General features: G+C 73.0%; 19 protein-coding genes and 3 pseudogenes. 6 read left to right on the forward strand and 16 right to left on the reverse strand.

The window, feature by feature from the left end; translation table 11 throughout:
• Window positions 1-194: 194 nt before the first annotated feature.
• Window positions 195-1,142: a hypothetical protein gene (locus tag CEB94_RS34805; protein WP_246112015.1), complete on the forward strand. Its 948-nt coding sequence runs from the start codon at window positions 195-197 to the stop codon at window positions 1,140-1,142.
• Here the strand turns inward: CEB94_RS34805 and CEB94_RS34810 are convergent.
• Window positions 1,121-2,404 carry an MFS transporter gene (locus CEB94_RS34810; RefSeq protein WP_175435928.1) on the reverse strand — a complete coding sequence of 428 codons (1,284 nt, stop codon included), beginning with the start codon at window positions 2,402-2,404 and terminating at the stop codon, window positions 1,121-1,123. The genes CEB94_RS34805 and CEB94_RS34810 overlap by 22 nt on opposite strands.
• Before the next feature lie 169 nt (window positions 2,405-2,573).
• Here CEB94_RS34810 and CEB94_RS34815 point away from each other — a divergent pair, with 169 nt between their 5' ends.
• Window positions 2,574-4,625 carry a phosphocholine-specific phospholipase C gene (locus CEB94_RS34815; RefSeq protein WP_175435929.1) on the forward strand — a complete coding sequence of 684 codons (2,052 nt, stop codon included), beginning with the start codon at window positions 2,574-2,576 and terminating at the stop codon, window positions 4,623-4,625.
• Here CEB94_RS34815 and CEB94_RS34820 read toward each other — a convergent pair.
• Together CEB94_RS34820 and CEB94_RS34825 are read right to left on the reverse strand one after the other, a co-directional pair.
• Window positions 4,615-5,562 carry a DMT family protein gene (locus CEB94_RS34820; RefSeq protein WP_175435930.1) on the reverse strand — a complete coding sequence of 316 codons (948 nt, stop codon included), beginning with the start codon at window positions 5,560-5,562 and terminating at the stop codon, window positions 4,615-4,617. The genes CEB94_RS34815 and CEB94_RS34820 overlap by 11 nt on opposite strands.
• A gap of 1 nt (window position 5,563) precedes the next feature.
• Window positions 5,564-6,400, reverse strand: a pseudogene (locus CEB94_RS34825) (phosphatase PAP2 family protein); the annotation flags it as partial.
• Between the two features lie 167 nt (window positions 6,401-6,567).
• On the opposite strand from CEB94_RS34825, the gene CEB94_RS34830 reads away from it, so the two are divergent.
• Window positions 6,568-7,176 (forward strand): TetR/AcrR family transcriptional regulator, encoded by a 609-nt coding sequence (locus CEB94_RS34830; RefSeq protein ID WP_175435931.1) that lies wholly within the window; start codon window positions 6,568-6,570, stop codon window positions 7,174-7,176.
• Window positions 7,177-7,333: 157 nt separating this feature from the next.
• Here the strand turns inward: CEB94_RS34830 and CEB94_RS34835 are convergent.
• The 4 genes and pseudogenes from CEB94_RS34835 to CEB94_RS34850 form a co-directional block, all read right to left on the reverse strand.
• A pseudogene (locus tag CEB94_RS34835) lies at window positions 7,334-8,371 on the reverse strand (hypothetical protein); the annotation flags it as partial.
• Between the two features lie 516 nt (window positions 8,372-8,887).
• Window positions 8,888-8,968 (reverse strand): annotated as a pseudogene (locus CEB94_RS41300) (DUF2510 domain-containing protein); the annotation flags it as partial.
• 53 nt (window positions 8,969-9,021) lie between these two features.
• Window positions 9,022-10,176: an anhydro-N-acetylmuramic acid kinase gene (locus tag CEB94_RS34845; RefSeq protein ID WP_175435932.1), complete on the reverse strand. Its 1,155-nt coding sequence runs from the start codon at window positions 10,174-10,176 to the stop codon at window positions 9,022-9,024.
• A gap of 4 nt (window positions 10,177-10,180) precedes the next feature.
• Window positions 10,181-11,485, reverse strand: coding sequence for an MFS transporter (locus CEB94_RS34850; protein WP_175435933.1), 1,305 nt, complete (start codon window positions 11,483-11,485; stop codon window positions 10,181-10,183).
• Between the two features lie 180 nt (window positions 11,486-11,665).
• Here CEB94_RS34850 and CEB94_RS34855 point away from each other — a divergent pair, with 180 nt between their 5' ends.
• On the forward strand, window positions 11,666-14,350 hold the full coding sequence (locus CEB94_RS34855) for an ATP-binding protein (protein ID WP_175435934.1): 2,685 nt from the start codon (window positions 11,666-11,668) through the stop codon (window positions 14,348-14,350).
• 1 nt (window position 14,351) lies between these two features.
• Here the strand turns inward: CEB94_RS34855 and CEB94_RS34860 are convergent, their stop codons facing one another.
• The 8 genes from CEB94_RS34860 to CEB94_RS34895 form a co-directional block, all read right to left on the reverse strand.
• Window positions 14,352-15,143, reverse strand: a complete 792-nt coding sequence (locus tag CEB94_RS34860; protein ID WP_175435935.1) for an SDR family NAD(P)-dependent oxidoreductase — start codon at window positions 15,141-15,143, stop codon at window positions 14,352-14,354.
• Between the two features lie 78 nt (window positions 15,144-15,221).
• Window positions 15,222-16,340, reverse strand: coding sequence for a bifunctional 3-oxoadipate enol-lactonase/4-carboxymuconolactone decarboxylase PcaDC (gene pcaDC, locus CEB94_RS34865; protein WP_175435936.1), 1,119 nt, complete (start codon window positions 16,338-16,340; stop codon window positions 15,222-15,224).
• Entirely contained in the window at window positions 16,337-17,632 is a 1,296-nt protein-coding gene (pcaB, locus tag CEB94_RS34870) for a 3-carboxy-cis,cis-muconate cycloisomerase (protein WP_175435937.1), read from the reverse strand. The genes pcaDC and pcaB overlap by 4 nt, the downstream gene beginning before the upstream one ends.
• Window positions 17,629-18,234, reverse strand: a complete 606-nt coding sequence (pcaG, locus tag CEB94_RS34875; RefSeq protein ID WP_175435938.1) for a protocatechuate 3,4-dioxygenase subunit alpha — start codon at window positions 18,232-18,234, stop codon at window positions 17,629-17,631. The genes pcaB and pcaG overlap by 4 nt, the downstream gene beginning before the upstream one ends.
• Before the next feature lie 6 nt (window positions 18,235-18,240).
• Window positions 18,241-19,014 carry a protocatechuate 3,4-dioxygenase subunit beta gene (gene pcaH, locus CEB94_RS34880; protein WP_175435939.1) on the reverse strand — a complete coding sequence of 258 codons (774 nt, stop codon included), beginning with the start codon at window positions 19,012-19,014 and terminating at the stop codon, window positions 18,241-18,243.
• An 87-nt stretch (window positions 19,015-19,101) separates the two neighbouring features.
• Window positions 19,102-20,304: a thiolase family protein gene (locus CEB94_RS34885; protein ID WP_175435940.1), complete on the reverse strand. Its 1,203-nt coding sequence runs from the start codon at window positions 20,302-20,304 to the stop codon at window positions 19,102-19,104.
• Window positions 20,301-20,945 (reverse strand): CoA transferase subunit B, encoded by a 645-nt coding sequence (locus CEB94_RS34890; protein WP_175435941.1) that lies wholly within the window; start codon window positions 20,943-20,945, stop codon window positions 20,301-20,303. The genes CEB94_RS34885 and CEB94_RS34890 overlap by 4 nt, the downstream gene beginning before the upstream one ends.
• Window positions 20,945-21,700: a CoA transferase subunit A gene (locus CEB94_RS34895; protein WP_175435942.1), complete on the reverse strand. Its 756-nt coding sequence runs from the start codon at window positions 21,698-21,700 to the stop codon at window positions 20,945-20,947. The genes CEB94_RS34890 and CEB94_RS34895 overlap by 1 nt, the downstream gene beginning before the upstream one ends.
• A 206-nt stretch (window positions 21,701-21,906) precedes the next feature.
• Between CEB94_RS34895 and CEB94_RS34900 the strand changes: the two genes are divergently transcribed.
• Window positions 21,907-22,371 (forward strand): MarR family winged helix-turn-helix transcriptional regulator, encoded by a 465-nt coding sequence (locus CEB94_RS34900; RefSeq protein WP_175437297.1) that lies wholly within the window; start codon window positions 21,907-21,909, stop codon window positions 22,369-22,371.
• A gap of 23 nt (window positions 22,372-22,394) precedes the next feature.
• Here the strand turns inward: CEB94_RS34900 and CEB94_RS34905 are convergent, their stop codons facing one another.
• On the reverse strand, window positions 22,395-23,375 hold the full coding sequence (locus CEB94_RS34905; RefSeq protein ID WP_175435943.1) for a DUF3048 domain-containing protein: 981 nt from the start codon (window positions 23,373-23,375) through the stop codon (window positions 22,395-22,397).
• A gap of 217 nt (window positions 23,376-23,592) precedes the next feature.
• On the opposite strand from CEB94_RS34905, the gene CEB94_RS34910 reads away from it, so the two are divergent.
• The gene (locus CEB94_RS34910; protein WP_175435944.1) at window positions 23,593-24,783 is read left to right on the forward strand and encodes a zinc-dependent alcohol dehydrogenase; all 1,191 of its coding nucleotides are present in this window, start codon (window positions 23,593-23,595) and stop codon (window positions 24,781-24,783) included.
• Window positions 24,784-24,804 lie beyond the last annotated feature (21 nt).

Raw genomic sequence — 24,804 nt, forward strand, 5'->3', positions numbered from 1 at the left:
TCACCTACCTCGAGGCGGAGCTGGAGCACGAGAGCGTCAGGCGGGAAGCGGACGACCGAATGGCGCTCATCGAGGGAATGCGGGGGCATCTGGAAAAGGCGCGTTCGGCCGCGGATGAGGATTTCGGATGGCGGTGGCTGTGGTCGGGATCGGCTGCCCGTGAGGGCGTGTGCTCGAATATCCGAAGTGCCGAGGTGTTGCTGATTCAACTGGTTTCCGACGAGGAAGCCGCGGGCCGCGCCAGCGAGGTCATGGCGCTGGTCAAGGATCACCTGGACGCCGACGACCCACGGCGGGTCCGGCTCGCCCTGCGGCTCCGTCCCATCATCTCCGGCGACATCACCGGGAGCGACCGGGATCTGATGGCCCGGGCGCTCGACGCCGCGTACTGCAGCCTGGACGACGAACTGGCCCGGGTGCGCAGCCTGCGCAACATCCTCTGGGCCGCGACGGTCCTCGTGCTGGCCGGGGTGGTGAGTCTGGCTCTGTACGGGTGGTTCTCGCCCAGTTCGCTGAGCTTGTGCTTCTCACCCGGGAACAGCTCCCGGGGCGAGGTCGACGTCGTGTGCCCGACCGCCGAGCATCACATCAGGCAGGCGGAGGGTGCCCCGAGGATCGACCCCAGCAGCAGAGCCGACCCGACGGACATCCTCACCGTCGAGATCGCCGGACTCGCCGGCGCGGCCCTCACCGTCATCGCCTCCCTGCGCCGCATCCGTGGCACCGACTCCCCGTACATGCTGCCCTTGGCGTCGGCCGTGCTGAAGTTCCCCACCGGCGCCCTGTCGGCCTTCCTCGGGCTGCTGCTGATCCGGGGCGCCTTCGTCCCCGGGCTCAGTGACCTCGACAGCAGGGCGCAGGTCCTCGCCTGGGCCGCGGCGTTCGGCGCCGCGCAGCACCTGGTGACCCGACTCGTCGACGACCGCGCCCAGATGACGCTGTCGGAGGTGGGCAGGACCACCGACGCCGTGGTCGACCCCGAGAGAGTGGCCGTCAGGGAGGGGGCGGCGGTGCCTGCCGCTGCCGGCTCACCCGACGGTGCGGGACCGCGTGACGAGCGGCATGAGGGACCGCACGGGACCGGCGGAGACGGCGAGCCGGCTCCCGACGGCGCGCCCGCTCACCGCCGCAGCGGCGCGTGAGCCGTCTCCGGCAGCCGCAGATAGACCAGCGACGACACCAGGCAGAGCACCGCGACGTACCAGGGGAACAACCCGGAGTGCCCCAGCTCCTTGAACAGGGTGCCGACGTACGGGGCCGTGCCGCCGAAGAGGGCCACCGTCAGGGAGTAGGGGAAACCGATGCCCGCCGCGCGGACCCGGGGCGGGAAGATCTCCGCGTTCACGGCCGCGCTGATCGAGGTGAACCCGGTCAGCAGCACCATGCCCGCGCACTGCACGAGCAGCAGCACGGCGAAGGAGTCGCGCAGGGCGTGCAGCAGAGGCACGGTCAGCAGGGCGAAGCCCAGGCCGAAGAAGAGCAGCAGGGGGCGGCGGCCGAAGCGGTCCGAGAGCAGGCCGCCGAGCGGTTGCAGCAGCGCGAAGAACGCCAGTGAGATCGTGCCCGCGAGCAGCGCGTCCGACTTCTCGATGCCGGCGTTGAGTTCGGCGTACGTCGGCAGGTACGACGTCCACGTGTAGTAGGCGATGGTGCCGCCCGCCGTGATACCGCCGATGAGCAGCGACTCGCGCGGGTGCCGGCGCAGCGCCTCGAACAGGCCCGGGCGCGGGGCCCGCTGCTGCTCGGCGCTGCGGGTCTCCTGCGCGCCCTGCCGGATCCAGAAGCCGACCAGGCTCAGCACGGCCCCGAGCACGAACGGCACCCGCCAGCCCCAGCCGTTCATCTGGCCGTCGTTCAGCGTGTTCACCAGCAGTGTCGCGATGCCGGAGGCCACCAGCTGCCCCACCGTCGTCGACACGTACTGGAAGCTGGAGAACAGCCCGCGCCGGCCGGGGCCCGCCGACTCGACCAGGAAGGTCGTCGATGCCGCGAACTCGCCGCCCACGGACAACCCCTGGAGCAGTCGCGCGAGCACCAGGATCACCGGCGCGAGCACGCCCACCGTGGCGTACGTCGGGGTCAGTCCGACCAGCAGGCTGCTGCCGCCCATGAGCAGGATGGTGACCGTCAGCGCGGCCCGCCGTCCGTGCCGGTCGGCGACCGCGCCCATCAGCAGCCCGCCGACCGGCCGCATGAAGAAGCCCACCGCGAACACCGCGAACGTGGACAGCAGGGGCACCAGCGAGTTGTCGGCGCTCTTGGGGAAGACCTGGTCGGCGATGTAGGTGGCCAGAAACGTGTAGGCGTACCAGTCGTACCATTCCACCGCGTTGCCCACGGAGGCGGCGAGGAGCTGGCGAACGGGCCGTTTCGTCGGCGGGGAAACCGTCTGCGTCTCTGTCACGCCCCTCACCCTCCCCCCGCGGCGCCCCGGCACACCTGGCGTACCGGCGACTTTCACACGAGCGTCACCGGCCCCTTCCTTGTCGTTTGGTGTCCCTGAAACACTCCTTCCGCGCAGATTCCGTCACGTTCCGGCCATCCCGTACCTCAGGATGAGAGGTCTGTCCTTCATGTCCGAAGTCAACCGGCGCCGCTTTCTCCAACTCGCGGGTGCCACCACAGCTTTCAGCGCGCTGTCGGCCAGCATCCAGCGCGCCGCCGCCCTTCCGGCGAACCATCGCACCGGGTCGATCGAAGACGTCGAGCACATCGTCGTCCTCATGCAGGAGAACCGTTCTTTCGACCATTACTTCGGCACCCTGAGAGGCGTCCGCGGCTTTGGTGACCCCCGCCCGGTCGCCCTCGACAACGGCAAGCCGGTCTGGCACCAGGAGAAGGACGGCAAGGAGATCCTGCCGTTCCACCCGGACGCCGACGACCTCGGCATGCAGTTCCTGGAGGGCCTGCCGCACTCCTGGCCCGACGGCCATCAGGCCTACAACGGCGGCAAGTACGACCGGTGGGTGCCCGCCAAGGGCACGACGACCATGGCGTACCTGACCCGCGAGGACATCCCGTTCCACTACGCCCTCGCCGACTCCTTCACGGTCTGCGACGCCTACCACTGCTCGTTCATCGGCTCCACCGACCCGAACCGCTACTACATGTGGTCCGGCTGCACGGGCAACGACGGCACCGGCGGCGGCCCGGTCCTCGGCAACGACGAACTCGGCTACGGCTGGACGACCTACCCCGAGCGCCTGGAGCAGTCCGGCATCTCCTGGAAGATCTACCAGGACATCGGCGACGGCCTCGACGCCAAGGGCTCCTGGGGCTGGATCCAGGACGCCTACCGCGGCAACTACGGCGACAACTCCCTGCTGTACTTCAACAGGTATCGCAACGCCCAGCCCGGCGACCCCTGGTACGACAAGGCCCGCACCGGCACGAACGCCAAGGCCGGCGACGGCTACTTCGACCTGCTGAAGGCCGACGTCAAGGCCGGCAAGCTCCCGCAGATCTCCTGGATCGCCGCCCCCGAGGCCTTCTCCGAGCACTCCAACTGGCCGTCGAACTACGGCGCCTGGTACATCGCCCAGGTCCTGGACGCCCTGACCTCCAACCCGGAGGTCTGGTCCAAGACGGCCCTGTTCATCACGTACGACGAGAACGACGGCTTCTTCGACCACGTGGTGCCGCCGCTGCCCCCGAAGGACGCCTCCCGCGGCCTGTCCACCGTCGACGTCTCCCTCGACCTCTTCCCCGGCGACGGCAAGAACATCGCCGGCCCGTACGGCCTCGGCCCGCGGGTGCCGATGCTGGTCGTCTCGCCGTGGAGCAAGGGCGGCTACGTCTGCTCCGAGACCCTCGACCACACCTCGATCCTGCGGTTCATGGAACGCCGCTTCGGCGTGCGCGAGCCCAACATCTCGCCGTGGCGCCGGGCCATCTGCGGTGATCTGACCTCCGCGTTCGACTTCTCCCGCAAGGACACGCGCCCGGCCCCGCTGCCCGGCACCGACGAGTACGAGCCGCAGGACCGCGAACGCCACCCCGACTACAAGCCGACCCCGCCCGCCGACCCCCGCATGCCCCGGCAGGAACGCGGACTGCGCCGCTCCCGGCCGCTGAGGTACGCCCCGCGCGTGGACGCCTCGGTCGACGCGGCGGCAGGCAAGCTCACCCTCACCTTCGCCACCGGCGCGAAGGCGGGCGGCGCCTTCCACGTCACCTCCGGCAACCGCACCGACGGCCCCTGGATGTACACCACCGAGGCCGGCAAGACACTCTCCGACACCTGGAACTCGGCGTACTCGGCGGGCGCGTACGACCTGACCGTGCACGGACCGAACGGCTTCGTGCGGGTCTTCAAGGGCTCGAACAGGACGGCCGGCTGCGAGGTCACCGCCCGCCACACCGGCGACGACATCGAGCTGACCTTCACCAACAAGGGTTCCGGCACGGCACGGCTGAAGCTCTCCAGCGGCTACGCCGGCCGTCCCTCGACCGTCACCGTCCGCCCGGGCGCGACGGTGTGCCGGACCGTGGAACTCGCCGCCAGCCGCCGCTGGTACGACCTGACCGTCACCGCCGAGGGCGACAAGGCGTTCCTGCGGCGGTTCGCGGGGCACGTCGAGAACGGGCGGCCGGGGGTGAGCGACCCGGCGATCATCACCGCGTAGCGGGAGTGAGGTGCCCCGGATCGTGCGACCGGGGCACCAGCGCCGGTTCGGCCGTGGCCGAGCCGGGCTCCAGCGCCAGGACGGCGGCCACCGGATGGTCGTCGTCCACCGGGGCGGCCAACGGTGCCGCCCGGCTGAGCAGCACCACACCCCAGGACGCCAGACCCGCCCCGGCGAGCGCGAGCGGCACGCCCGCCGGGCCGCCCTGGAGGCGTTCGCCCAGCAGCGCCAGACCGATCACCGCGGCGGCCAGCGGATTGGCCAGGGTCACCATCGCGAGCGGGCCGCCCAGACCACCCCGGTACGCCGTCTGCGACAGCAGCAGCCCACCGGCCGCGAAGGCCGCCACGAGCACTGCCACGCCGACCACCTGGACGCTCAGCACCGGTCCCGTCCGGTCCGTCGCGGCCACCGTCACGGTCTGGGTGAGGGCCGAGGCGACCCCGGAGGCGAGGCCGGAGGCGGTCGCGTGCCGCAGCCCGGGGCGGGCGCCCGGCCGGGACAGCACCCCGACGAGCGCCGCGGTGGCGCCCGCCACCGCCAGTGCCTCGGGAACGCTCAGCACATCGTCCGGGGCCGGACCGGACGCCGTGACCAGGATCGCGCCCAGGCCCAGCAGCGTCAGCGCCGTGCCCTTCCACTCGACCGCGCTCACCCGCCGTCCCGCCATCCGCGCCCCCATGGGCACCGCCGCGACCAGAGTGAGCGCGCCGAGCGGCTGGACGACGGTCAGCGGACCGTACCGGAGGGCGACGACGTGCAGCAGCGCGGCCGACGCGTTCAGTCCGACCGACCACCACCAGGCGCGGCTGCCGAGCAGCCGCAGCGTGCCCGCACCGGGGGAACGGGAGGCGAGCCGCTCTTGGGCGACCGCGGCGGCCGCGTAGGCGACGGCGGAGACGAGGGACAGGGCGACGGCGATCAGGACGGCGTTCATCGCCCGGCCCCACGAGTGCCCGCTCGTCCCGCTGCGCCGGTACGAGGCCGCCCCGTGCCCGGCCGGGCGTGGTCGCCGTGCGGTGCGGCGAGCGGAGCGAGACGGGGGTCCCCCCGGACGAAGTGCGGGGGAGGATCACCGCGAGCGCGAGGCCCAGCAGGGCCGCTGCCACGATCGCGTCGAGCCAGTAGTGGTTCGCGGTGCCGACGATCACCAGCAGCGTCAGCACCGGATGCGCCAGCCACAGCCGGCGCCACCGCGAGCGGGTCGTGACGACCAGGCCGATCGCCACCATCAGCGCCCAGCCGAAGTGCAGCGACGGCATCGCCGCGAACTGGTTCGACAGGGAGTCGGTCGCGGGATCGCCGTACACCGACGGCCCGTACACCCGCGCCGTGTCGACCAGCCCGGTCGACGCGAGCATGCGCGGCGGGGCGAGCGGGAACAGCAGGTGCAGCACCAGGGCTGCGGCGGTGACCGCGGCCAGCACCCGGCGGGCCCACACGTAGTGCGCCGGGCGGCGCAGGTACAGCCAGACCAGGAAGGCGACGGTGGCGGGGAAGTGGACGGCCGCGTAGTACGTGTTCGCGAGGTGCGCGAGTCCGTCCCCGTGCAGCAGCAGGGCCTGCACCGCACCCTCGCCCGGCAGATGGACCGCCCGCTCGAAGTCCCACACGCGGTGCGCGTTGTGGAGGGCCTCGCCGGTGTGGCCCGTGGCCAGCTGCCGACCGAACTTGTAGACGAGGAAGAGCCCTGCGACGAGCAGGAGCTCCCGGACGAGCGGCGGTCGCGCTATCGCGTCGGACCCCGCCGGCGCAGGCTCGGTGCGGGCATTCATCCCCCGGCCCCTTCGGTGACGGTGGTGCTGTTATCGGTACGAGAGCGTACCGATACGCCAGTGTACCGATACGGTCACGTACCGGTACACTGGCGTATCGATAGACGTACGACACACCGCCGGCCGGGAATTTTCCGGCCGCCCGACGAAAGCCAGGAGCACCGCCCATGACGTCGCAGGCCGCGGACCGGCCCGAGCCGGTCGGTGTCACGCGCCGCTCCAAGATCACGCCCGAGCGTGAGCAGGAGTTCTACGACGCCGTGCTGGAACAACTGGGCGAGTGCGGCTACGACTCCGTCACCATGGAGGGGATCGCCGCCAGCACCCGGTGCAGCAAGTCCACGCTCTACCGTCAGTGGAAGACCAAGCCCCAGTTCGTGGCGGCGGCGTTGCGCTCCCACCGGCGGACGCGCTGCGTCGACACCGGCTCGCTGGCCGAGGACCTGCGGGAGGCGGCCCGGGCGGCGGGCGAGTTGTCCGGCCGGGACACCAAGCTGCTCCAGGCGCTCGCCCATGCCGCCGGCCAGGACCCGGAGCTGCAGCGCGCGTTGCGCGAGGCGCTGGTCGAGCCGGAGATCGCCGCGCTGAAGGAGATCATCCGGCGCGGGGTCGAACGCGGAGAGGTGCCCGCCGACCATCCGGCGCTGGAGTACATCCCGGCACAGCTGCTCGGCGTCCTGCGGGTGCGGCCCGTCCTGGAGGGCGAATGGGCCGACCCGGACTATCTGGTGCGGTTCGTGGACGCCGCCGTGCTGCCGGCGCTGGGCCTGACCTGAGACCCGGGCCGCCGTCCGCCGGATGACCGGGCGGTGACCTGATCGCGCCGACCCGTGGGGACGGGGGCGGCGCGCACCCCCCGGCCGGGTGGGGTTCCCCTGTGAGATGCGGGGGCGCCCCACCCGGCCGCCGGTGTGTGCGGGTGTCCGCTCCCGGTCAGACGTCCTGACCGTTGCCGCTGCCCGTCGCCGCCTTGATGCCCTTGGCGATGTCGTCGAGCACGGTCTCCTGCTGGTCCGCGTCGACGCCGAACCGCACGACGACCATCTGCTTCGCGTTCGCGGGGGAGGGGAACGCGAGCGACTCCACGATGCCGTCGGCGCCCTTGCTCGTGACGGCCTTCCAGCGGACCAGGTAGCCCTTCTGCCCGGCCACGGTCACGGCCTTGGAGTCCAGCACGTCGTGGGAGGTGATCCCGCCGTAGGACTTGCCGCCGTAGGACTCCTCGGCGTTCGCCGCGATGTCCGCCTTCGCGATCTCCTCGGCGGTGTCGCCCTTGGCACCGAGGGCCAGGGCCGGGGCCGAGTAGGCGCCGCCCTTCGTGCAGGTCGAGGAGGTGTCGCCGGGGCACTTGTAGGAGTCGTCGGACGTCACCTGCGCGCCGACGTTGGCCTGCTGGCCGTACCATCCCTTCGGAATCGGCAGACTGATCCCGCTGACCGCGTCGGTCACCGACCCGCTCCTGATCTTCGGCGGCTCGGACCGCTCGGGCTGCGGACTCTGCCCACCGGACCCGCCGCCGTCGCCGCCGGACCCTCCGGATCCACCCGAGCCTCCGGACCCGCCCGGCCCGCCGAACGGCCCGCCCTGGCCCCCGGGGGCGCCCGGCCCGCCCGGCGCCTGCGAGGTGGGCGCACCGCCCCCGCCGCCGTTGTCCGTCAGGGCGTACACGCCCACGCCGATGCAGGTGAGTACGACCACGGCCGCCGCGACGGCCGCGCCTATCCGCAGCCGCCGCCCCTTTCCGCCCGGAGGCGCGGCGGGATAGGCGGGGTAGGCGGGATACCCGGCAGCCCCCGGATACGCGCCGCCGCCCGGCTGCCCACCGACTCCCGGCTGCCCGGCAACACCTGAATACCCGACGGCTCCGGAACCCCAGGCTTCTGCGGACTTTCCGGCACCGCCCGGCTGCCCGGCGGCTCCCGGGCCCCAGGCGTCTGCGGGCTGCCCTGCCCCGGTCTGCCCGCTGCTCGGCTGCCCGGCGGCTCCCGAACCCCAGGCGTCTGCGGGCTGCCCCGCTCCGGTCTGCCACGCACCGCCCGGCTGCCCGGCGGCTCCCGCGCCGCCGGCGCCGGCGGCCTGCTGCCCGGTTCCCGGCCCCTCGGCGGCAGTCGGTACCCCGGGGCCGGCCGGCCCGGCTTCCGGCGCCTCGGCGGCAGTCGGGGTCCCGGCTCCGGCGGGCCGGCCGGTTCCCGGCCCCGCAGCGGCAGTCGGTGCCCCGGTGCCCGCGGGCTGCCCGGCCCCCGGCGTTTCGCTCCCGGTCGGCTGCCCGGCTCCCAGTGCCTCGGTCCCAGCCGGTGCCTCGGCGGCAGCCGGACGCTCCGCCGGTGCCGGGCTCACTGGGGGCGCCGCCGTGCCGTCCGGCGCCGTCGACGCACCACCGTGGGGCGTCTGATCCGTCGATGCGGCCCCGGCGGACGCCGGACCTGTCGGGTGACCCCAGGTCGCGGGCGGCTGTGCCGGGCGGATGCGGTCCGTCCAGGCCTTGCCGTCCCACCAACGCTCGGTGGCGGGCCCGTCACTTGTCTGTCCGGGATCGGCGTACCACCCGGGAGGAGTCTCCTGCGTCATGCCCCCACCGTATGAGGCGTCGGTGAAAGAGGCATGAGAGGAGTCGGAACCGGCTATTCCAGGAGCAGCCGCGTCGGCTGCCGAGCCGCCCGTGGCGGAAGCCGCAGCCCGTCCCGTCCCGGGGTCACCGACCCGAGCACACTGGGATGCCGGGCCCCGGTGCTCGCCGGTTCCGTGCCCGGCAGGCCGTGCAGGGTCAGGAAGCCCAGTACAGCGAAGGCGTACGCCTCCTTGGCGTCCGACGGCAGACCGAGGTCGTCCGAGGTCCGCACGGCCACCCCCCGCAACAGCTCCGCGAGCATCGACATCAGCACCGGGTTGCGCGTCCCGCCGCCCGAGGCGATCACCTCCGTCGCGCCCACCGGCCCTACCGCGTCCGCCACCGTCCGGGCCGTCAGCATGGTCAGCGTCGCGACGACGTCCTCGGCGGGCAGCGTCCCGAACCCGGCCAGCGCGTCCCGCAGATGACCGAGGTGGAACAGCTCCTTGCCCGTCGTCTTCGGTGCGGGCAGCGCGTAGTACGGCTCTTCCAGCAGCCGGTCCAGCAGCGGCCCGTGCACCCGGCCCCGCGCGGCCAGCGCCCCGTCCGTGTCGTAGGCCAGCGCTCCGCCGCTGAACCCCCGGGCCGCCGCGTCGATCAGCGCACAGCCCGGCCCCGTGTCGAAGGCCGTCCCGTCCGGCGCGGTGAGGTTGGCGATCCCGCCGATGTTGAGCGCGACGGGCCGGCCCGGGCGGCCGCGCAGCCACAGCAGGTCGACCAGGCTGACCAGCGGCGCGCCCTGCCCGCCGGCGGCGATGTCACGGGGCCGGAAGTCGGCCACCACGGGCAGCCCGGTCGCCTCGGCGATCCAGGCCGGCTGCCCGAGCTGGAGGGTGCCGTGGACCTCGGCGCCGGCGACCCAGTGGTAGACGGTCTGCCCGTGCGAGGCCACCAGCTCGGCGTGCCCCTCGCACAGTTCACGGCCGGCCCGGACCGCGGCCGCCGCGAAGGCCTGCCCGATCCGGGTGTCGAGCCGGCACACCTCGCCCAGCGTGGTGGTCCCCGGCGGCAGCGCGGCGGCCAGGGCCTCGCGGAGTTCGCCGTCGTACGGTTCGCTCACCATGCCCAGTGGCTTCAGCACCAGGCTGTCGCCGACGAGATCCAGCTCGGCCGCCGCCGCGTCGATCGCGTCGTACGACGTCCCGGACATGAGACCGATCACCCGCATCCGGTCACCCGGCCCTCTCCTCCGCCGGCTTGGCCACCGCGACCCGCCGCGTCGGCGGCAGCGTCAGAAGGGCCGGCACGCTCACCGCGCACGCCGCCGCCGCATAGTACGCGGGGATGTCCACGCTCCCCGTGCGCTCGATGGTCTCCGTGATGATGAGCCCGGCGCACCCCGAGAACACCGCATTGGACAGCGCGTAGGCGAGTCCCAGGCCCGTGTATCGCACTCGGGTCGGGAACATCTCCGACAGCATCGCCGGGCCCGGCCCCGCCATCAGCCCCACCACCGCACCCGCGCCGCACACCGCCACTCCCTTCACGGTGTTCGAAACGCCGGACTCCTGCAGAAGGTTGAGCAACGGCACCGCGAGGACCACCACCAGCACCGCCCCCGTCAGCATCACCGCCCGCCGCCCGAGCCGGTCGCTGAGCAGCCCCGCCGGCAGGATCATGGCCGCGAAACCCAGATTGGCCAGCACGGTCGCCACCAGCGCCTGCTGGAACGTCGCGCCCAGCGAGCTCTGCAGATACGACGGCAGCACGACGAGGAACGTGTAACCGGCCGCGGCCCAGCCCATGATCCGCCCCGCGCCCAGCACGACGGCCCGGACCACCTCACGCGCGGGAGGGGATTCCCCGGCCCGTTCCGCCACGAACGCCGGCGTCTCGTCCAGCCGCAGCCTCAGCCACAAGGCGCCCAGCCCCAGCGGCAGCGTGAGCAGGAACGGCAGCCGCCAGCCCCAGGCGCCCAACTGCTGCTCCGTCAGCACGGTTGCGAGCAGCGCCGCCGCACCCGCACCGGCCAGCAGCCCCAGCGCCACCGTGAACGACTGCCACGACCCGTACAGTCCACGCCGGCCCGGCGGAGCGAACTCCGTCATCACCGACACCGCACCGCCGAACTCCCCACCCGCCGACAGCCCTTGGAGCACCCGCAGGAACGTCAGCAGCCAGGGCGCCAGGGCACCCGCCTGCGCGTACGTCGGCAGCACACCGATCAGTGTCGTCGCCACCGTCATCAGCGTGATCACGAGGACCAGCACCGGACGCCGCCCGACCCGGTCGCCCAGACGGCCGAAAAGCGCCGCCCCGACGGGCCGGAAGAAGAACGCGAGCGCGAAGGACGCGTACGTCCTGACCAGAGCCTCGGCCTCGCTGCCGCCCTCCGGCGTGAAGAACCGCGCCGCGATGATCGTCGCGAAGTAGCCGTAGACGCCGAACTCGTACCACTCGATGAGATTGCCCACCGACCCCGCGACCAGCGCCCGCCGGCCGCGCCGAGTGTCCCCTTGCTGCTGAATGGACGTCACCTCCCGTGAGCTTGACCGCCGTTGACCGGAATGGGGCTGGTGACAGGCCCGGTGCGTCGCCCGGCCGCACCCGGTGTCACCCGTCACGGCAAGAGGTGCCCCGACCACCCTGCACTCAGGCAATCGGACGGCTACGCTCGACGTCTGTACGTCGTTCGGGCGACTTGGGGAGGTAGCGGGATGACGGAGGTACGGCCCACGGCCGCCGCCTCGGCTTCCCTGTGGGAGCGCGACGAGGAGGTCGCCGCCGTCGAGCGGGCCGTCGACAGCCTGTGCGCGGACCGTTCCTCGTCCGGCGGACTGCTGGTCTTCCGTGGCGAGGCCGGACTCGGCAAGACCGCTCTGCTGGCCGAAACCCGCCGCATCGCCGAGGCCCGCGGCTGCGCGGTCTGGTCGGCACGCGGCGGCGAGACCCTCAGGTCGGTCCCCTTCAACGTGGTACGGCAGTTGCTGCAGCCGGCCCTGGTGTCGATGCTGCCGGAGGAAGCCCGCGAGTACCTCGGTGACTGGTACGACATCGCCGGCCCCGCCCTCGGCATAGCGGACCCCGGCGACCGGCAGGCCGATCCGCAGGGCGTGTGCGACGGCCTGGTCGCCGCCGTACGCCGGCTCGCCCGCCGGGACTGGCCGCTGGTGCTGCTGATCGACGACGCCCACTGGGCGGACCAGGAGACCCTGCACTGGCTCGCGGGGCTCGCCGAGCGCCTCGACGAGATGTCCGTCCTGGTCGTCGTCACCCGCCGCCCCGAGGAGGTCTCCGGTGCGAGCGCCCGCCACCTCGACACCGTCGCCGCCGCCGCGGACGGCCCCGTCACCACCCTGAGCGCCCTCACCCCGGACGCCACGGCCGGACTCACCCGCGCCACCCTGGGCGACCACGCGGATGCCGCGTTCTGCCGCGAGGTCTGGGCCGTCACCGCCGGCAATCCCTACGAGACCGTCGAACTCCTCGCCAAGGTGCAGGACAGCGAACTCGAAGCGGTCGAGGCCCGGGCCGGCGACCTGCGCGAACTGAACCGCTCGGCCCGCGGCGGCGGTCTCGTCGCCCGCCTGGAGGAACTCGGCATCGACGCCACCAGGTTCGCCTGGGCCGCCGCCATCCTCGGCACCGGCATCTCCACCGGCCTGGTCGCCAAGCTCGCCACCCTGCGCCCGGACGACGCCCGCCGCTGCGCCGAACTGCTGCGCACCGCCCGCATCCTCACCGCGCCCGACCCCGCGACCGGTCGCAGCGCCGACGGCGATCTGGAGTTCGTCCACCCGCTGATCGCGACCGCCGTCTACCACTCCATCCCCGACGCCCTGCGCACCGCCATGCACGGCATCGCCGCCCGGATCGTCGCCGACGAGGGACACGGCGCCGCGGCCGCCGCCCGCCACCTCCTGGAGGTCCACCCGGACGACGACGAGGAACTCGTCGGGCAGCTGCGCGAGGCCGCCCGCGAGCACCTCGCCGTCGGCGCCCCGGACGCCGCCCGGCGCTGCCTGGAGCGGGCCCTGGAGGAACCGCCCCGGCCCGAGTCCCACCCGCACGTGCTGTACGAACTCGCCGAGGCGACCTTCCTCACCGCGCCCGCCCGCACCATCGGCCACCTGCGGACGGCCCTCGCCATGCCCGGCCTCGACGGCGACCAGCGGGTCGACGCCGTCTTCCGGCTCTCCCAGGCGCTCCTGCACAACGACCAGCTGGAGGAGGCCGTCCGCACGGTCGAGGCGGAAGCCGCCCGGCTCCAGCCGGGCCCCGCCCGGATGCGGCTGCAGGCCGCGCAGTTCATGTGGGAGGGGTTGCACGCCGGCGAGGCCACCTCACCCGGCCGTTCCCAGCGGCTCGCCGACCTCGCCCGCCCCTGCACCGGCCGGGACAACTCCGAACGCGCCCTGCTCATCCTGCGCGGCTTCGACGCCCTGATGCACGGCGAGAACGCCGAGGAGGTCGCCGAGCTGTGCGACCGCGCCCTCGTCAACGGCCGGCTGGCCCCCGGACTCGGCTGGACCGACACCGAGTGGGGCATCGAACTGCTGCTGATGCTGGCCAACGCGTACGCCTTCACCGACCGCCTCGACCGCGCCGAGACCCTCTACAACGAAGCGCTGCGCGCCTATGAGACAGCCGGCTGGAGCGGCGGCCACCTCGCCCTGGCCCACGCCTACGTCGGGATCGGCCACCGCAGGCGGGGCCGGCTGAAGGAAGCGGAGGCGTCCCTGCGCGAGTCGCTGCGCCTCGCCGAGCGCGTCGGCCGCGGCCTGCCCCTGTACTGGTCCGCGACCTGCAGCCTGGTCGACACCCTGCTCGCCCGCGGCCATGTCGAGCCGGCCTGGGACGTCGCCGAACGGCACGGCTTCGCCCCGCCCTACCCGTCCACCATCGTCCTGCCCGACCCGCGCTCGGTGCGCGGCCGGCTGCTGCTGGCCGTCGGCCGCACCAAGGACGGCATCAACGAACTGGAAGCCGCGGAGAAGGCGGCGGCGGCCCGCGGCCACCACAACCCCGTGCTTGTCCCCTGGGCGGCCGACCTCGCCCGCGCCCTCAGCACCGAGGACCCGGCCCGGGCCGCCCGGCTCGCCGTCGACGTCCGCCGCCAGGCGGAGCGCTTCGGCACGGACACGGCGATAGGGGAGGCCCTGCGCTGCGCCGCCGGCCTGGAGACCGGCCAGCGAGCGGTCCGGCTCTACGCCCAGGCGGTCACGTACCTGGAGGCCTCGCCCTGCCAGTACGAGCACGCGGCGGCCCGTATCGAGTACGGCATCGCCGCCCGCTCGGCGGCCGACCTGCACCGCGGCCTGGACCTGGCGGTCTCGTGCGGGGCCGACGGACTGGAGGAGCGGGCTCGGGCGGCACTCGAGGCCGGTGTCGGCCCGGCGTAGTTCAGGCGCGGAGCAGCTGGCCGGTCACGGCCGCGAGGCGTCCGCGCACCTCGGGGTCGTACGCCGCCTCGTCCGCCCGCGCGGCACGGGTGCCGTCGAAGTAGCGGCCCGTACCCAGGTCTCGGGTCGCCAGCGCGATCAGGCCCGGTGCGCCGTCGGCGACCGTGTGCCGGGGCGTGAAGCCGGCCTCGCGGACCATCGCGGTGTCCATGTGGGTCGCGGGGTGCAGCACGTTCACGGCGACACCGCTGCCGTCGAGCTCCTCGGCGAGGGTGAAGGTGTGGGCGGCGAGCGCGAACTTGCTGCGGCAGTACGCCGACAGGCCGCTGTAGCGGCGGGTGAGCTCCGGGTCGGTGAAGTCGAGCGGTTCCTGTCCGGCCGAGCCGACGTTGACGATCCGGGCGGGGGCGTTGGCACGCAGCACCGGCAGCAGGGCGCCGGTCAGCGCGACCGGCGCCAGATAGTTGACCGCCAGCCGCAGCTCGTGCCCGTCGGCGCTCAGCTCACGCCCGGAGCCGGGCGGCCCCGCACCCAGGCCCGCGTTGTTGATCAGAACGTCCAGTTCGGGATGTGCGTCCCCGACATGCGCCGCCAGCTCCCGCACCTGGGTCAGCGAGGCGAGATCGGCGACGAACCCCTCGGCGTCGCCCTCGGCCCGCAGCTCCTCGACGAGCGCCCGCGTCCGGTCCTCGTCCCGGCCGTGGGCGAGGACGGTGTGCCCGGCGCGGACCAGCTCGAAGGCGACATGGCGGCCGAGCCCGGACGTGGCGCCGGTGAGCAGCATCGTGGACATGCTCCCACCGTAGGCACGCGGAGAAGGATGGTGCGAGACCTGGCCGGGCCTACGACCAGCAGGGTCACCCTCCGGCCCTCATGAGGTGCCGTCCTCCTCCGCCAGCACCCGCTGGGCCGTCGCGAACGCCGAGTTCGCCGCCGGCACCCCGCAGTACACCGCCGTCTGGAGCAGCACCGCGCCGATCTCCTCCGGGGTGAGCCCGCCCCGGCGGGCCGCTCGGACGTGCATGGCCAGCTCGTCATAGTGGCCGTGCGCGACCAGCGCGGTGAGGGTGATCATGCTGCGCTCGCGGCGCGACAGGGTCGGATCGGTCCAGATCTCACCCCAGGCGTAGCGCGAGATGAAGTCCTGGAAACGGGCCGTGAACGGTGTCTGCCGGGCCTGCGCCCCGTCGACGTGTACGTCGCCGAGCACCTCGCGCCGTACGGCCATGCCCCGGAGGGCCCCCTGACCGAAGTGGGCGCGCAGGGCGGTCAGTACCGCCTCCGGGCACTGCGCGGGCGCCAGGTGGGAGGCGCCCGCCAGCTCCACGAGCGTCGCGCCCGGCACCGCGTCGGCGATCTCCCGCAGATGCGCGGGCGGCGTCGCGGGATCCTCACGGCCGGCGATCAGCAGGGTCGGCACGGCGATCTCCGTCAGCCGCTCCCGCAGATCGAACGCCGCGAGCGCGTCACAGCAGGCGGCGTACGCGCCCGGGTCGGCGTCCCGGTGGTTCTGAACCAGGCGCGGCACGGTGAAGCCGCCGGCGAACCAGCGCGCGTCGGCGTTCTCCGCCAGCCCGGCCAGCCCCTCCCCTCGCACGCGCGCGGCCCGCTCCTCCCACGGCCGGGAACCGTTGAAGTGCGCCGACGAGCAGATCACGGCGAGCGACGACAGCCGCTCCGGCTGGTGCACCGCGAGATGCAGCCCCACGGCCCCGCCCAGCGACACACCCGCGTAAGCGAACCGCTCGATGCCGAGCGAGTCGGCGAGCGCCAGCACCAGCCCGGCGAGGTCACCGACCGTCGCGCCCTCCTCGATGAGACCGGCCGCCGAACCGCCGTGCCCCGGCAGGTCCCAGCGCACCACCCGGTGGGTGATCGACAGCTCGGGCGCCACCTGGTCCCACAGGGCGTACGACGTGCCGAGCGAGGGGCCGAGCAGCAGCGGGGGAGCGGAGGCGGGTCCTTCGGCGTGGTGGTTCAGGAGGGTCAACGTCGCTCCAGAGCACGATCGGTGAGAGTCCCGGCGGACCCGGTGTAGTGGGTGGGATCGAGGTCGGCGTCCGCCAACTCCGGTGCTTGGGCGAGAGGTTGTTCCTCGGAGGCCAGCCGGGTGAGGAGTTCCTTGGCGCGGGCGCGGCCCAGCACCGGGGCCAGCTCGGCGGACAGCCGCTCGGAGACGATCGATCCGTGTGTGAGATCCAGGTGTTCGCGCATGGCCTCGGGTCTGACCCGCAGTCCCCGCGCCAGTTCGGCGGCGTCCCGGGCGGCCCCGCCGACCAGCCGCAACAGGTCCCGCAGCGGCTCCCACTCGGCGTGCCAGGCCCCGGCCGGACGTTCGTCCTCCGCGGCCATGGCGCCGTACAGCGTGGCCGCGAGCTGGGGTGCCCGCCGCGCGGCTGAGGCGATCAGGGTGGACCGTACGGGATTGGCTTTGTGCGGCATGGCGGACGAACCCCCGCCACTGCCCTCCACGACCTCGGCGATCTCCGTGCGGGAGAGGGTGAGGACGTCCGCGGCGACCTTGCCGAGCGCGCCCGCCGTGAAGGCCAGGCACCCGGCGAGATCGCCGATCGGCGTCCGCAGGGTGTGCCAGGGCAGGTCGGGCGCACGGAGGCCGAGTTCGCGGGCGTACGCCTCCGGCAGCCCGGCCGGATCGCTGGCGCCGTACGCACCGAAGGCCGCCAGTGTCCCCGCCGCACCGCCGAGCTGGGCGGGCAGCGACTCCCGTACGGCCCGCATCCGGTCCCGGGCGTCCAGCACCAGCGACCGCCACCCGGCGGCCTTCAGCCCGAACGTGGTCGGCACGGCGTGCTGGGTGAGGGTCCGCCCCGGCATCGCGGTGTCGCGGTGTTCGGCGGCCAGCCGGGACAGGGCCTGTTCGGTACGGCCGAGGTCGGCGAGGACCGGGTCGAGGGTCCGCGCGGCGACCAGCATCGTCGCCGTGTCCATGATGTCCTGGCTGGTCGCGCCCCGGTGGACGTAGGGGCCGTACGCCTCGCCCACGGCCTTCGTCAGATCCGCGACCAGGGGGATGACGGGATTGCCGCCCGCGCGGGCCCGCCCGGCGAGGGAGCCTACGTCGAAGGCACCGGCATCGGCCGCCTCGGTCACCGCCGTCGCCGCCTCGGCCGGGGCCAGCCCCGTCGCGGCCTGGGCACGCGTGAGCGCGGCCTCCGCGTCGAGCAGCGCCCGCAGATACGCCTCGTCGCTGGTGGCGGCCGCGGCCGCCGAGCCGGCCCACCCGGGGGCGAGCAGGCCGGTGTCGCCGGAGGGAGCTGTCACTGGAACTCCAGGAAGACCGTCTCGCCCTCACCCTGAAGGCGGATGTCGAAACGGTACGTGCCGTCCCCCTCCTCCACGGCGATCAGCGTGTCGCGGCGGGCGTCCTCCAGCCCGGACAGCAGCGGATCGGCGGCGAGCGCCGCCGCGTCGCCCGGCAGGTGGATCCGGGTGTACAGGTGAAGGAGCAGCCCGCGCGCGAAGACGCACACGCTGATGTACGGGGCGTTCCGCCCCCGTGCGCCGGGCCGCAGTGTGCGCGCGTACCAGTGGCCGTTCGCGTCGGTCTGGATCCGTCCCCAGCCCGTGAACTCCACGCCGTTGCGCCCGAGGAAGCCGCCCGAGGCCGGGTCGCGCCGCATCGAGCCGTCGGCCGTCGGCAGGTTGCCCTCGGGGTCCGGCCCCCACAGCTCGATCAGGGCGTCCGGCAGCGGCTTGCCCTCGCCGTCGGTGACGTAGCCGTGCACCGTGACCGTGTCCGGGTGCCCGAGGGGCGCGATGTCCTCGCCGCCGCGGAACGGCAGGGCGTGGCCGTAGAACGGGCCGACGGTGTGCGAGGGGGTGGGCAGCACGCTCTCCGGCCGGTCGGGGTCGATCTTCGTCATGGCTGGTCAGCGCCCTTCTTCGATCCAGGTGGCCTGCGGGCCGTCCAGCACGATGTCCCAGTGGTAGCCCATCGAGAACTCCGGCACCGACAGGCTGTGGTCGTAGGTGGCGACCAGCCGATGGCGGGCCGCGTCGTCCGTCACGGACTGGATGATCGGGTCGTAGGGGAACAGCGGGTCGCTCGGGAAGTACATCTGCGTCACGAGCCGCTGGGTGAACGCCGTGCCGAAGAGCGAGAAGTGGATGTGGGCCGGCCGCCAGGCGTTGACGTGCTGACGCCACGGGTACGGGCCCGGCTGGACGGTGGTGAAGCGGTAGTGGCCGTCGTCGTCGGTGAGGGTGCGGCCCACACCGGTGAAGTTGGGGTCGAGCGGGGCGTCGTGCTGCTCGCGCTGGTGGGCGTAGCGACCCGCCGAGTTGGCCTGCCAGATCTCCACGAGCTGGCCGCGCACCGGGCGTCCGTCGCGGTCCAGGAGCCGTCCGGAGACGGTGATGCGCTCACCGATCGGCTCGCCGTCGTGCTGCCGGGTGAGATCGTTGTCGATCTCGGTGATGTCCCGCTCCCCGAAGGCCGGGGAGGACAGCTCCACCAGCTCCGGGTCCTTGCCGACGTCGATGGTGACCGGCGGCTGCTTGGGGTGCCGGAGCACCGAGGAGCGGTACGGCGCGTAGTCGCGGCGCGGCTGGTGCTCGACGGGTCCGCCGTCGGCGAGCCGCTTCTCGTACGCGGCGTGCTCGGCCGCGATCTCCTGGTCGATGTCGTGCTGGGTGAGAGTCATGGGGGTCCCTGAGTGTTCGTGAGGGTCTCGCCCCAAAGGGGCGCGGGGAACTGCGCGACCAGCCACCTACGGTCCGCAGCCGAACGTCTACCGTTCCAGGACGAGCGCAAGGCCTTGTCCCACTCCGATGCACAGCGTGGCGACACCGACCCCGCTGCCACCCCGGGCCAGCTGATGAGCAACCGTGCCGGCGAGCCGAGCCCCGGACGCACCCAGCGGATGCCCCAGGGCGATCGCGCCGCCCTGCGGATTGAGGATCGCGGGATCGAACTCGGGCCACTCGGCCACACACCCCAGCACCTGCGCGGCGAACGCCTCGTTCAGCTCCAGCACGGACAGGTCGCCGAACCCCCGGCCCGCCTTGGCCAACGCCCGGTTGACGGCCTCCACGGGCGCCAGCCCGAAGTAGTGCGGGTCGGTCGCGGAGACGCCCGTCGCGCGGATACGGGCGAGCGGTTCGCGGCCCGTGGCCTTCAACCCCTCGTCGTCGACGAGCAGCAGCGCCGCAGCACCGTCGTTCAGCGGGGACGCGTTGCCCGCCGTCACCGTGCCGCCCTCCTCGCGGAACGACGGCTTCAGCCTGGCCATCGCCGCCAGGGAGGCATCCGGCCGGACGCACTCGTCGGCGGCGAAGACCACCGGCTCGCCCTTGCGCCGTGGGATCGCCACGGACGCCAGCTCACCGTCGAACAGGCCCTCGGACTGCGCTCGCGCGGCCTTCTCGTGGCTGCGCAGCGCGAACTCGTCCTGCTGCTCCCGGCCGATCTTGTGCTTGTCCGCGATGAGTTCGGCCGACTCGCCCAGCGGGATCGTCCACTGCGGCTCCATGCGCGGGTTGACCATGCGCCAGCCGAGCGTCGTCGAGTACAGCTCGGTGTGCCCGGCCGGGAAGGGCTTGTCGCTCTTCGGCAGCACGTACGGCGCCCGGGTCATGGACTCGACCCCGCCGGCCAGCGCGATGGACGCGTCGCCGAGCGCGATGGCCCGGGCCGCCTGGATCACGGCCTCCAGGCCGGACGCGCACAGCCGGTTGACCGTCACGCCCGGCACGGACGTGGGCAGACCCGCGAGCAGCGCGGCCATCCGGCCGACGTTGCGGTTCTCCTCACCGGCCCCGTTCGCGTTGCCGAAGTACACGTCTTCGACCCGGGCCGGGTCCAGATCCGGCGTACGGCCGAGGAGTTCGCGGACGGCATGCGCGGCCAGGTCGTCCGGGCGCACGCTCGCCAGGCCCCCGTTGTAGCGGCCGATCGGCGTGCGGACCGCGTCGACGATGTAGACGTCCTTCACTTCAGGCCCTCCGGCACGGTCAGTTCGGCGTCGGTCCGGGCGACGATCTCCCCGGCGGTCACGCCCGGCGCCGTCTCGATCAGGACGAGCCCGTCGTCGGTGACGTCGAGGACGCCGAGGTCGGTGATGATCCGGTTCACGCAGGCCTTGCCGGTCAGCGGCAGGGTGCACTCGGTGAGAATCTTCGGCGAGCCGTCCTTGGCGGTGTGCGTCATGACGACCACGACCGTACGGGCGCCGTGCACGAGGTCCATCGCCCCGCCGATGCCGGTGATCAGCTTGCCGGGGACGGCCCAGTTGGCCAGGTCGCCCCGCTCGGACACCTGCATGGCACCGAGCACGGCGACGTCGATGTGCCCGCCCCGGATCATCGAGAACGACAGCGCCGAGTCGAAGAAGGAGGCGCCCGGCAGGACCGTCACCGTCTCCTTCCCGGCGTTGATCAGGTCCGGGTCGACGGCGTCCTCGGTGGGGTAGGGGCCGGTGCCCAGGATGCCGTTCTCCGACTCCAGGACGACCTCCACGCCCTCGGGGAGGTAGTTCGGGATCAACGTGGGCAGGCCGATGCCGAGGTTGACGTACTGCCCGTCCCTCAGCTCCCCGGCCGCCCGTGCGGCCATCTCCTCGCGCGTCCAGGCCATCAGGACCTCACCGTCCGCTGCTCGATCTTCTTGTCCGCCGCCTGCTCCGGGGTGAGCGCGAGCACCCGCTGCACGAAGATGCCCGGCAGGTGCACGGCGTCGGGGTCGATCTCGCCGGGCTCCACGAGTTCCTCGACCTCGGCGATCGTGATCCGCCCGGCCATCGCGGTCAGGGGGTTGAAGTTCCGGGAGGACTGGTTGAAGACGAGGTTGCCGTGCCGGTCGCCGCGCGCGGCGCGGACCAGGGCGAAGTCGGTGCGGATGCCCCGCTCCAGCACGTACTCCGTGCCGTCGAACTCCCGGACCTCCTTCGGCGGCGAGGCGAGCGCGACCCCGCCCTCGCCGTCGTAGCGCCAGGGCAGCCCGCCGTCGGCGACCTGTGTGCCGACGCCGGCCGGGGTGTAGAAGGCGGGGATCCCGGCGCCGCCCGCCCGCAGCCGCTCGGCCAGCGTGCCCTGCGGGATCAGCTCGACCTCCAGCTCCCCGGCCAGGTACTGCCGGGCGAACTCCTTGTTGGCGCCGATGTAGGAACCCGTGACCCGGGCGATGCGGCCGGCGGCGAGCAGGACCGCAAGGCCCGACTCCATCGCCCCGCAGTTGTTGGAGACCACCGACAGCCCGGCCACGCCGCGCTCGTACAGCGTCTCGATCAGCACGTTCGGCACACCGCTCAGCCCGAAACCGCCCACCGCGAGCGACGCGCCGTCCGGCACGTCGGCCACCGCCTCCAGGGCTGTGGCGACCACCTTGTCCATCCGAGAAGCCCCATCTCTTCCGAGCGACCCGACCAGATTAATCAGGGCACTGACTATTTCTGCGAGCTGTTCCTCACGCTGCCATCGGGACACGGGGGCGTCAAGACCTCGGCGAATACGCTTGCGATCCTTTGCGTACGCAGCAGACAGTGCCCTGCGCCTTGAGTATTGTTCAGTACACCGACGAAAACGACCGAGGGGTGCACATGGCGGCCGCGGACCTCACCACCCACCCCGGGCACCTGGCCCGGCGGCTCCAGCAGGCGCACTACCTGCTGTGGAACACGATGGTCTCCGAGGAGATCACCTCGCCCCAGTTCGCGGTCCTCAACGCGCTCGTCGCCGAGCCCGGCCTGGACCAGCGCACGGTGGGGGAGCGGGTGGGGCTCGACCGGTCCACCATCGCCGAGGTGATCAGCCGGCTCAGCCGGCGCGGACTGCTCGACAAGGTCCGCGACCCTCAGGACGGCCGCCGCTCCCTGCTGCGTCTCACGGACGAGGGGGCGCGCACGCATCGCAAGCTGACGGTGCGCACCGCCCGGATGAACCAGGTGTTCCTCGCCCCGCTGACCGCCGCAGAGCGGACGGTGTTCTTCGATCTCATCCGGCGGGTCGCCGACGCCGCCGAGGGGCTCCGCAATCCCGAGGAGCCCCTGGTGGCGCCCCGCTGACGGACGCGGCCCGGGCGGGCCGGTCAGGGCGTCCTGGCGAACACGACCCACACCTGGCCCTTCGCGAAGTTCACCGGCGTGCCGTCGCCGGTGGTGAACGAGGTGCCGTCCGCGGCCTTCTCCCGCTTCCAGTTCACGTCCCAGGCCCGCCCGTCGCGCAGCACCGTCGCCTTCCCCGAGCCCACCGTCTGGGTGTACGGCGTGTTGTTGCCGAGGAAGTCCCGGAAGGCGGACTCGCGCACCTTCACGTACTGCACGACGACCGTCGCGGCCGCCATCCGTTCGCCGCCGTCCGTCGTCGCGGGTGAGCCGTCCATGCCGACCAGCCACCGGTCCCGGGAGTCCGACCAGGTGAAGGAGAAACGGGCCGCCGGGTAGCGCACCGTCCGGGAGTCCGTCGCCGTGCCGCCCGCGGGCGCCGCACCGTAGCGGAAACCGGTGGTCAGGGCGGCCTGCCCCGGGGCTTCGGGCACGATCCGCTCGGGGCGCAGGTAGAGGTTGTGCGGGGCGGGCTTGCCGGGGCCGCGGAAATAGGCGTCGGCGGCGTTGCCCGGCGTCTTGGCCCGCAGCTGCGCCTTGTCGATCAGCGGCAGGAGCTTCTTCTGCGCGCCGGAGAAGGCGAGCGTGGGCCGGTCGAACTGGCGCAGCAGTTCCAGATCCGACTCGCGTGCGCTGCGCACCGGCCCGACCGACTTCGGCAGCCGGGTCGCGTACACCGCCATCAGCCGGCTCAGCCCGCCCTCGACCTGCTCGGCGTAGACCACGTCCGCGGCGTCGACGCCCGTGTGCGGCCGGGCCGGGCCGGCGTTGTCGATCTTGACGGCGAGGGCGGAGGGGCCGGTCGCCGAGGGCGATGCCCCCTGCTCCGACTCCTTCGGGGCTCCCCGTCCGTCGTCGCCCGGTCCGCCCCCGCTCGTGCAGCCCGCCGCCAGGGCGGCCGTCACCGTGGCGGCCAGCAGCGCCACCGTCGTCGCGGCGCGTCGTCCGCGCGCCCCTCGTCCCATGCCCACCGTCGCCACCGCGCCTTATGTCATTGATCTGCCTTGATTGTGCGCTTATCTGAACATCAATGGCCATAGTCGATCGTTCTTGGCAGGGAAGTGTCTCCGTGGCGTCCGTCGATCGGCTCAAGGGGGTGGCTCAAGGTTCAGCGCGGGGCGCCCGGGTACCCGGGCCTCGCCGTACGACCGACGCGCACGCTGACGGAGGGAGCGCGAGGCGATGAGGGCAGTGACCTGGCAGGGCAAGCGGGACGTGCGGGTGGAGAACGTGCCCGATCCGACGATCCAGGAGCCGACGGACGCGGTCATCCGCGTCACCTCCAGCGGGCTGTGCGGATCCGACCTGCACCTGTACGAAGTGCTCACACCGTTCATGACCCCCGGCGACATCCTCGGCCATGAACCCATGGGCATCGTCGAGGAGGTCGGCGCCGGTGTCCCGGACCTCCAGGTGGGGGACCGGGTCGTGGTGCCGTTCCAGATCGCCTGCGGCAACTGCTGGATGTGCCTCACCGGCCTGCCCACCCAGTGCGAGACCACCCAGGTGCAGGGCGAGGGCATGGGCGCCGCCCTGTTCGGCTACACCCGCCTGTACGGCGCTGTGCCGGGCGCCCAGGCCGAGTACCTGCGCGTTCCGCAGGCCCAGTTCGGCCCGATCAAGGTCCCCGAGGGCCCGCCCGACGACCGTTTCGTCTACCTCTCCGACGTCCTGCCCACCGCCTGGCAGGCGGTCGCCTACGCCGACGTCCCGCAGGGCGGCAGCGTCGCCGTACTGGGCCTCGGCCCCATCGGCGACATGGCCTGCCGCGTCGCCCAGGTCAAGGGTGCCGGGCGGGTGTTCGGCGTCGACCTGGTCCCGGAGCGGCTGCGCCGGGCGAAGGCGCGGGGTGTGGAGACCTTCGACCTGAGGTCCTTCGACGACGAGAAGGAACTCGTCGAAGCGATCCGCGACCAGACCGACGGCCGCGGCCCCGACGCCGTGATCGACGCCGTCGGCACCGAGGCCCACGGCAGCGCGGCCGCGCGCATGGTGCAGAACGCCGCGGCGATCCTGCCCCGCAAACTGGGCGGCCCCATCGCCGAGCGCTTCAGCGTCGACCGCCTCGCCGCGCTCTACACCGCCATCGACCTGGTGCGCCGCGGCGGCACCATCTCGCTGTCCGGTGTCTACGGCGGCATGGCGGACCCGCTGCCGCTGCTCACCCTGTTCGACAAGCAGATCCAGATGCGGATGGGCCAGGCCAACGTCCGCCGCTGGAGCGACGACATCATCCCGTACCTCACCGACGAGGACCCCCTCGGCGTGGACGACTTCGCCACCCACCGGGTACCGCTGTCGGAGGCCCCGCACGCGTACGAGATGTTCCAGCGCAAGCAGGACGGCGCGGTCAAGGTCCTGATGCAGCCGTGAGGGAGGCCGGGCCAGCGGCCA

The sequence above is a fragment of the Streptomyces hawaiiensis genome (genome assembly GCF_004803895.1).
Classification (GTDB): domain Bacteria; phylum Actinomycetota; class Actinomycetes; order Streptomycetales; family Streptomycetaceae; genus Streptomyces; species Streptomyces hawaiiensis.

Bases quoted from the DNA above. Each gene is read 5' to 3' on its own strand.
- CEB94_RS34830 (WP_175435931.1), top strand. From the start codon at position 6,568: ATGACGTCGCAGGCCGCGGACCGGCCCGAGCCGGTCGGTGTCACGCGC.
- pcaG (WP_175435938.1), bottom strand. From the start codon at position 18,234: ATGACGAAGATCGACCCCGACCGGCCGGAGAGCGTGCTGCCCACCCCC.
- CEB94_RS34910 (WP_175435944.1), top strand. From the start codon at position 23,593: ATGAGGGCAGTGACCTGGCAGGGCAAGCGGGACGTGCGGGTGGAGAAC.
- CEB94_RS34845 (WP_175435932.1), bottom strand. From the start codon at position 10,176: ATGCGGGTGATCGGTCTCATGTCCGGGACGTCGTACGACGCGATCGAC.
- CEB94_RS34860 (WP_175435935.1), bottom strand. From the start codon at position 15,143: ATGTCCACGATGCTGCTCACCGGCGCCACGTCCGGGCTCGGCCGCCAT.
- CEB94_RS34895 (WP_175435942.1), bottom strand. From the start codon at position 21,700: ATGGACAAGGTGGTCGCCACAGCCCTGGAGGCGGTGGCCGACGTGCCG.
- CEB94_RS34820 (WP_175435930.1), bottom strand. From the start codon at position 5,562: ATGAACGCCGTCCTGATCGCCGTCGCCCTGTCCCTCGTCTCCGCCGTC.
- CEB94_RS34890 (WP_175435941.1), bottom strand. From the start codon at position 20,945: ATGGCCTGGACGCGCGAGGAGATGGCCGCACGGGCGGCCGGGGAGCTG.
- CEB94_RS34855 (WP_175435934.1), top strand. From the start codon at position 11,666: ATGACGGAGGTACGGCCCACGGCCGCCGCCTCGGCTTCCCTGTGGGAG.
- pcaH (WP_175435939.1), bottom strand. From the start codon at position 19,014: ATGACTCTCACCCAGCACGACATCGACCAGGAGATCGCGGCCGAGCAC.
- CEB94_RS34815 (WP_175435929.1), top strand. From the start codon at position 2,574: ATGTCCGAAGTCAACCGGCGCCGCTTTCTCCAACTCGCGGGTGCCACC.
- CEB94_RS34900 (WP_175437297.1), top strand. From the start codon at position 21,907: ATGGCGGCCGCGGACCTCACCACCCACCCCGGGCACCTGGCCCGGCGG.
- CEB94_RS34905 (WP_175435943.1), bottom strand. From the start codon at position 23,375: ATGGGACGAGGGGCGCGCGGACGACGCGCCGCGACGACGGTGGCGCTG.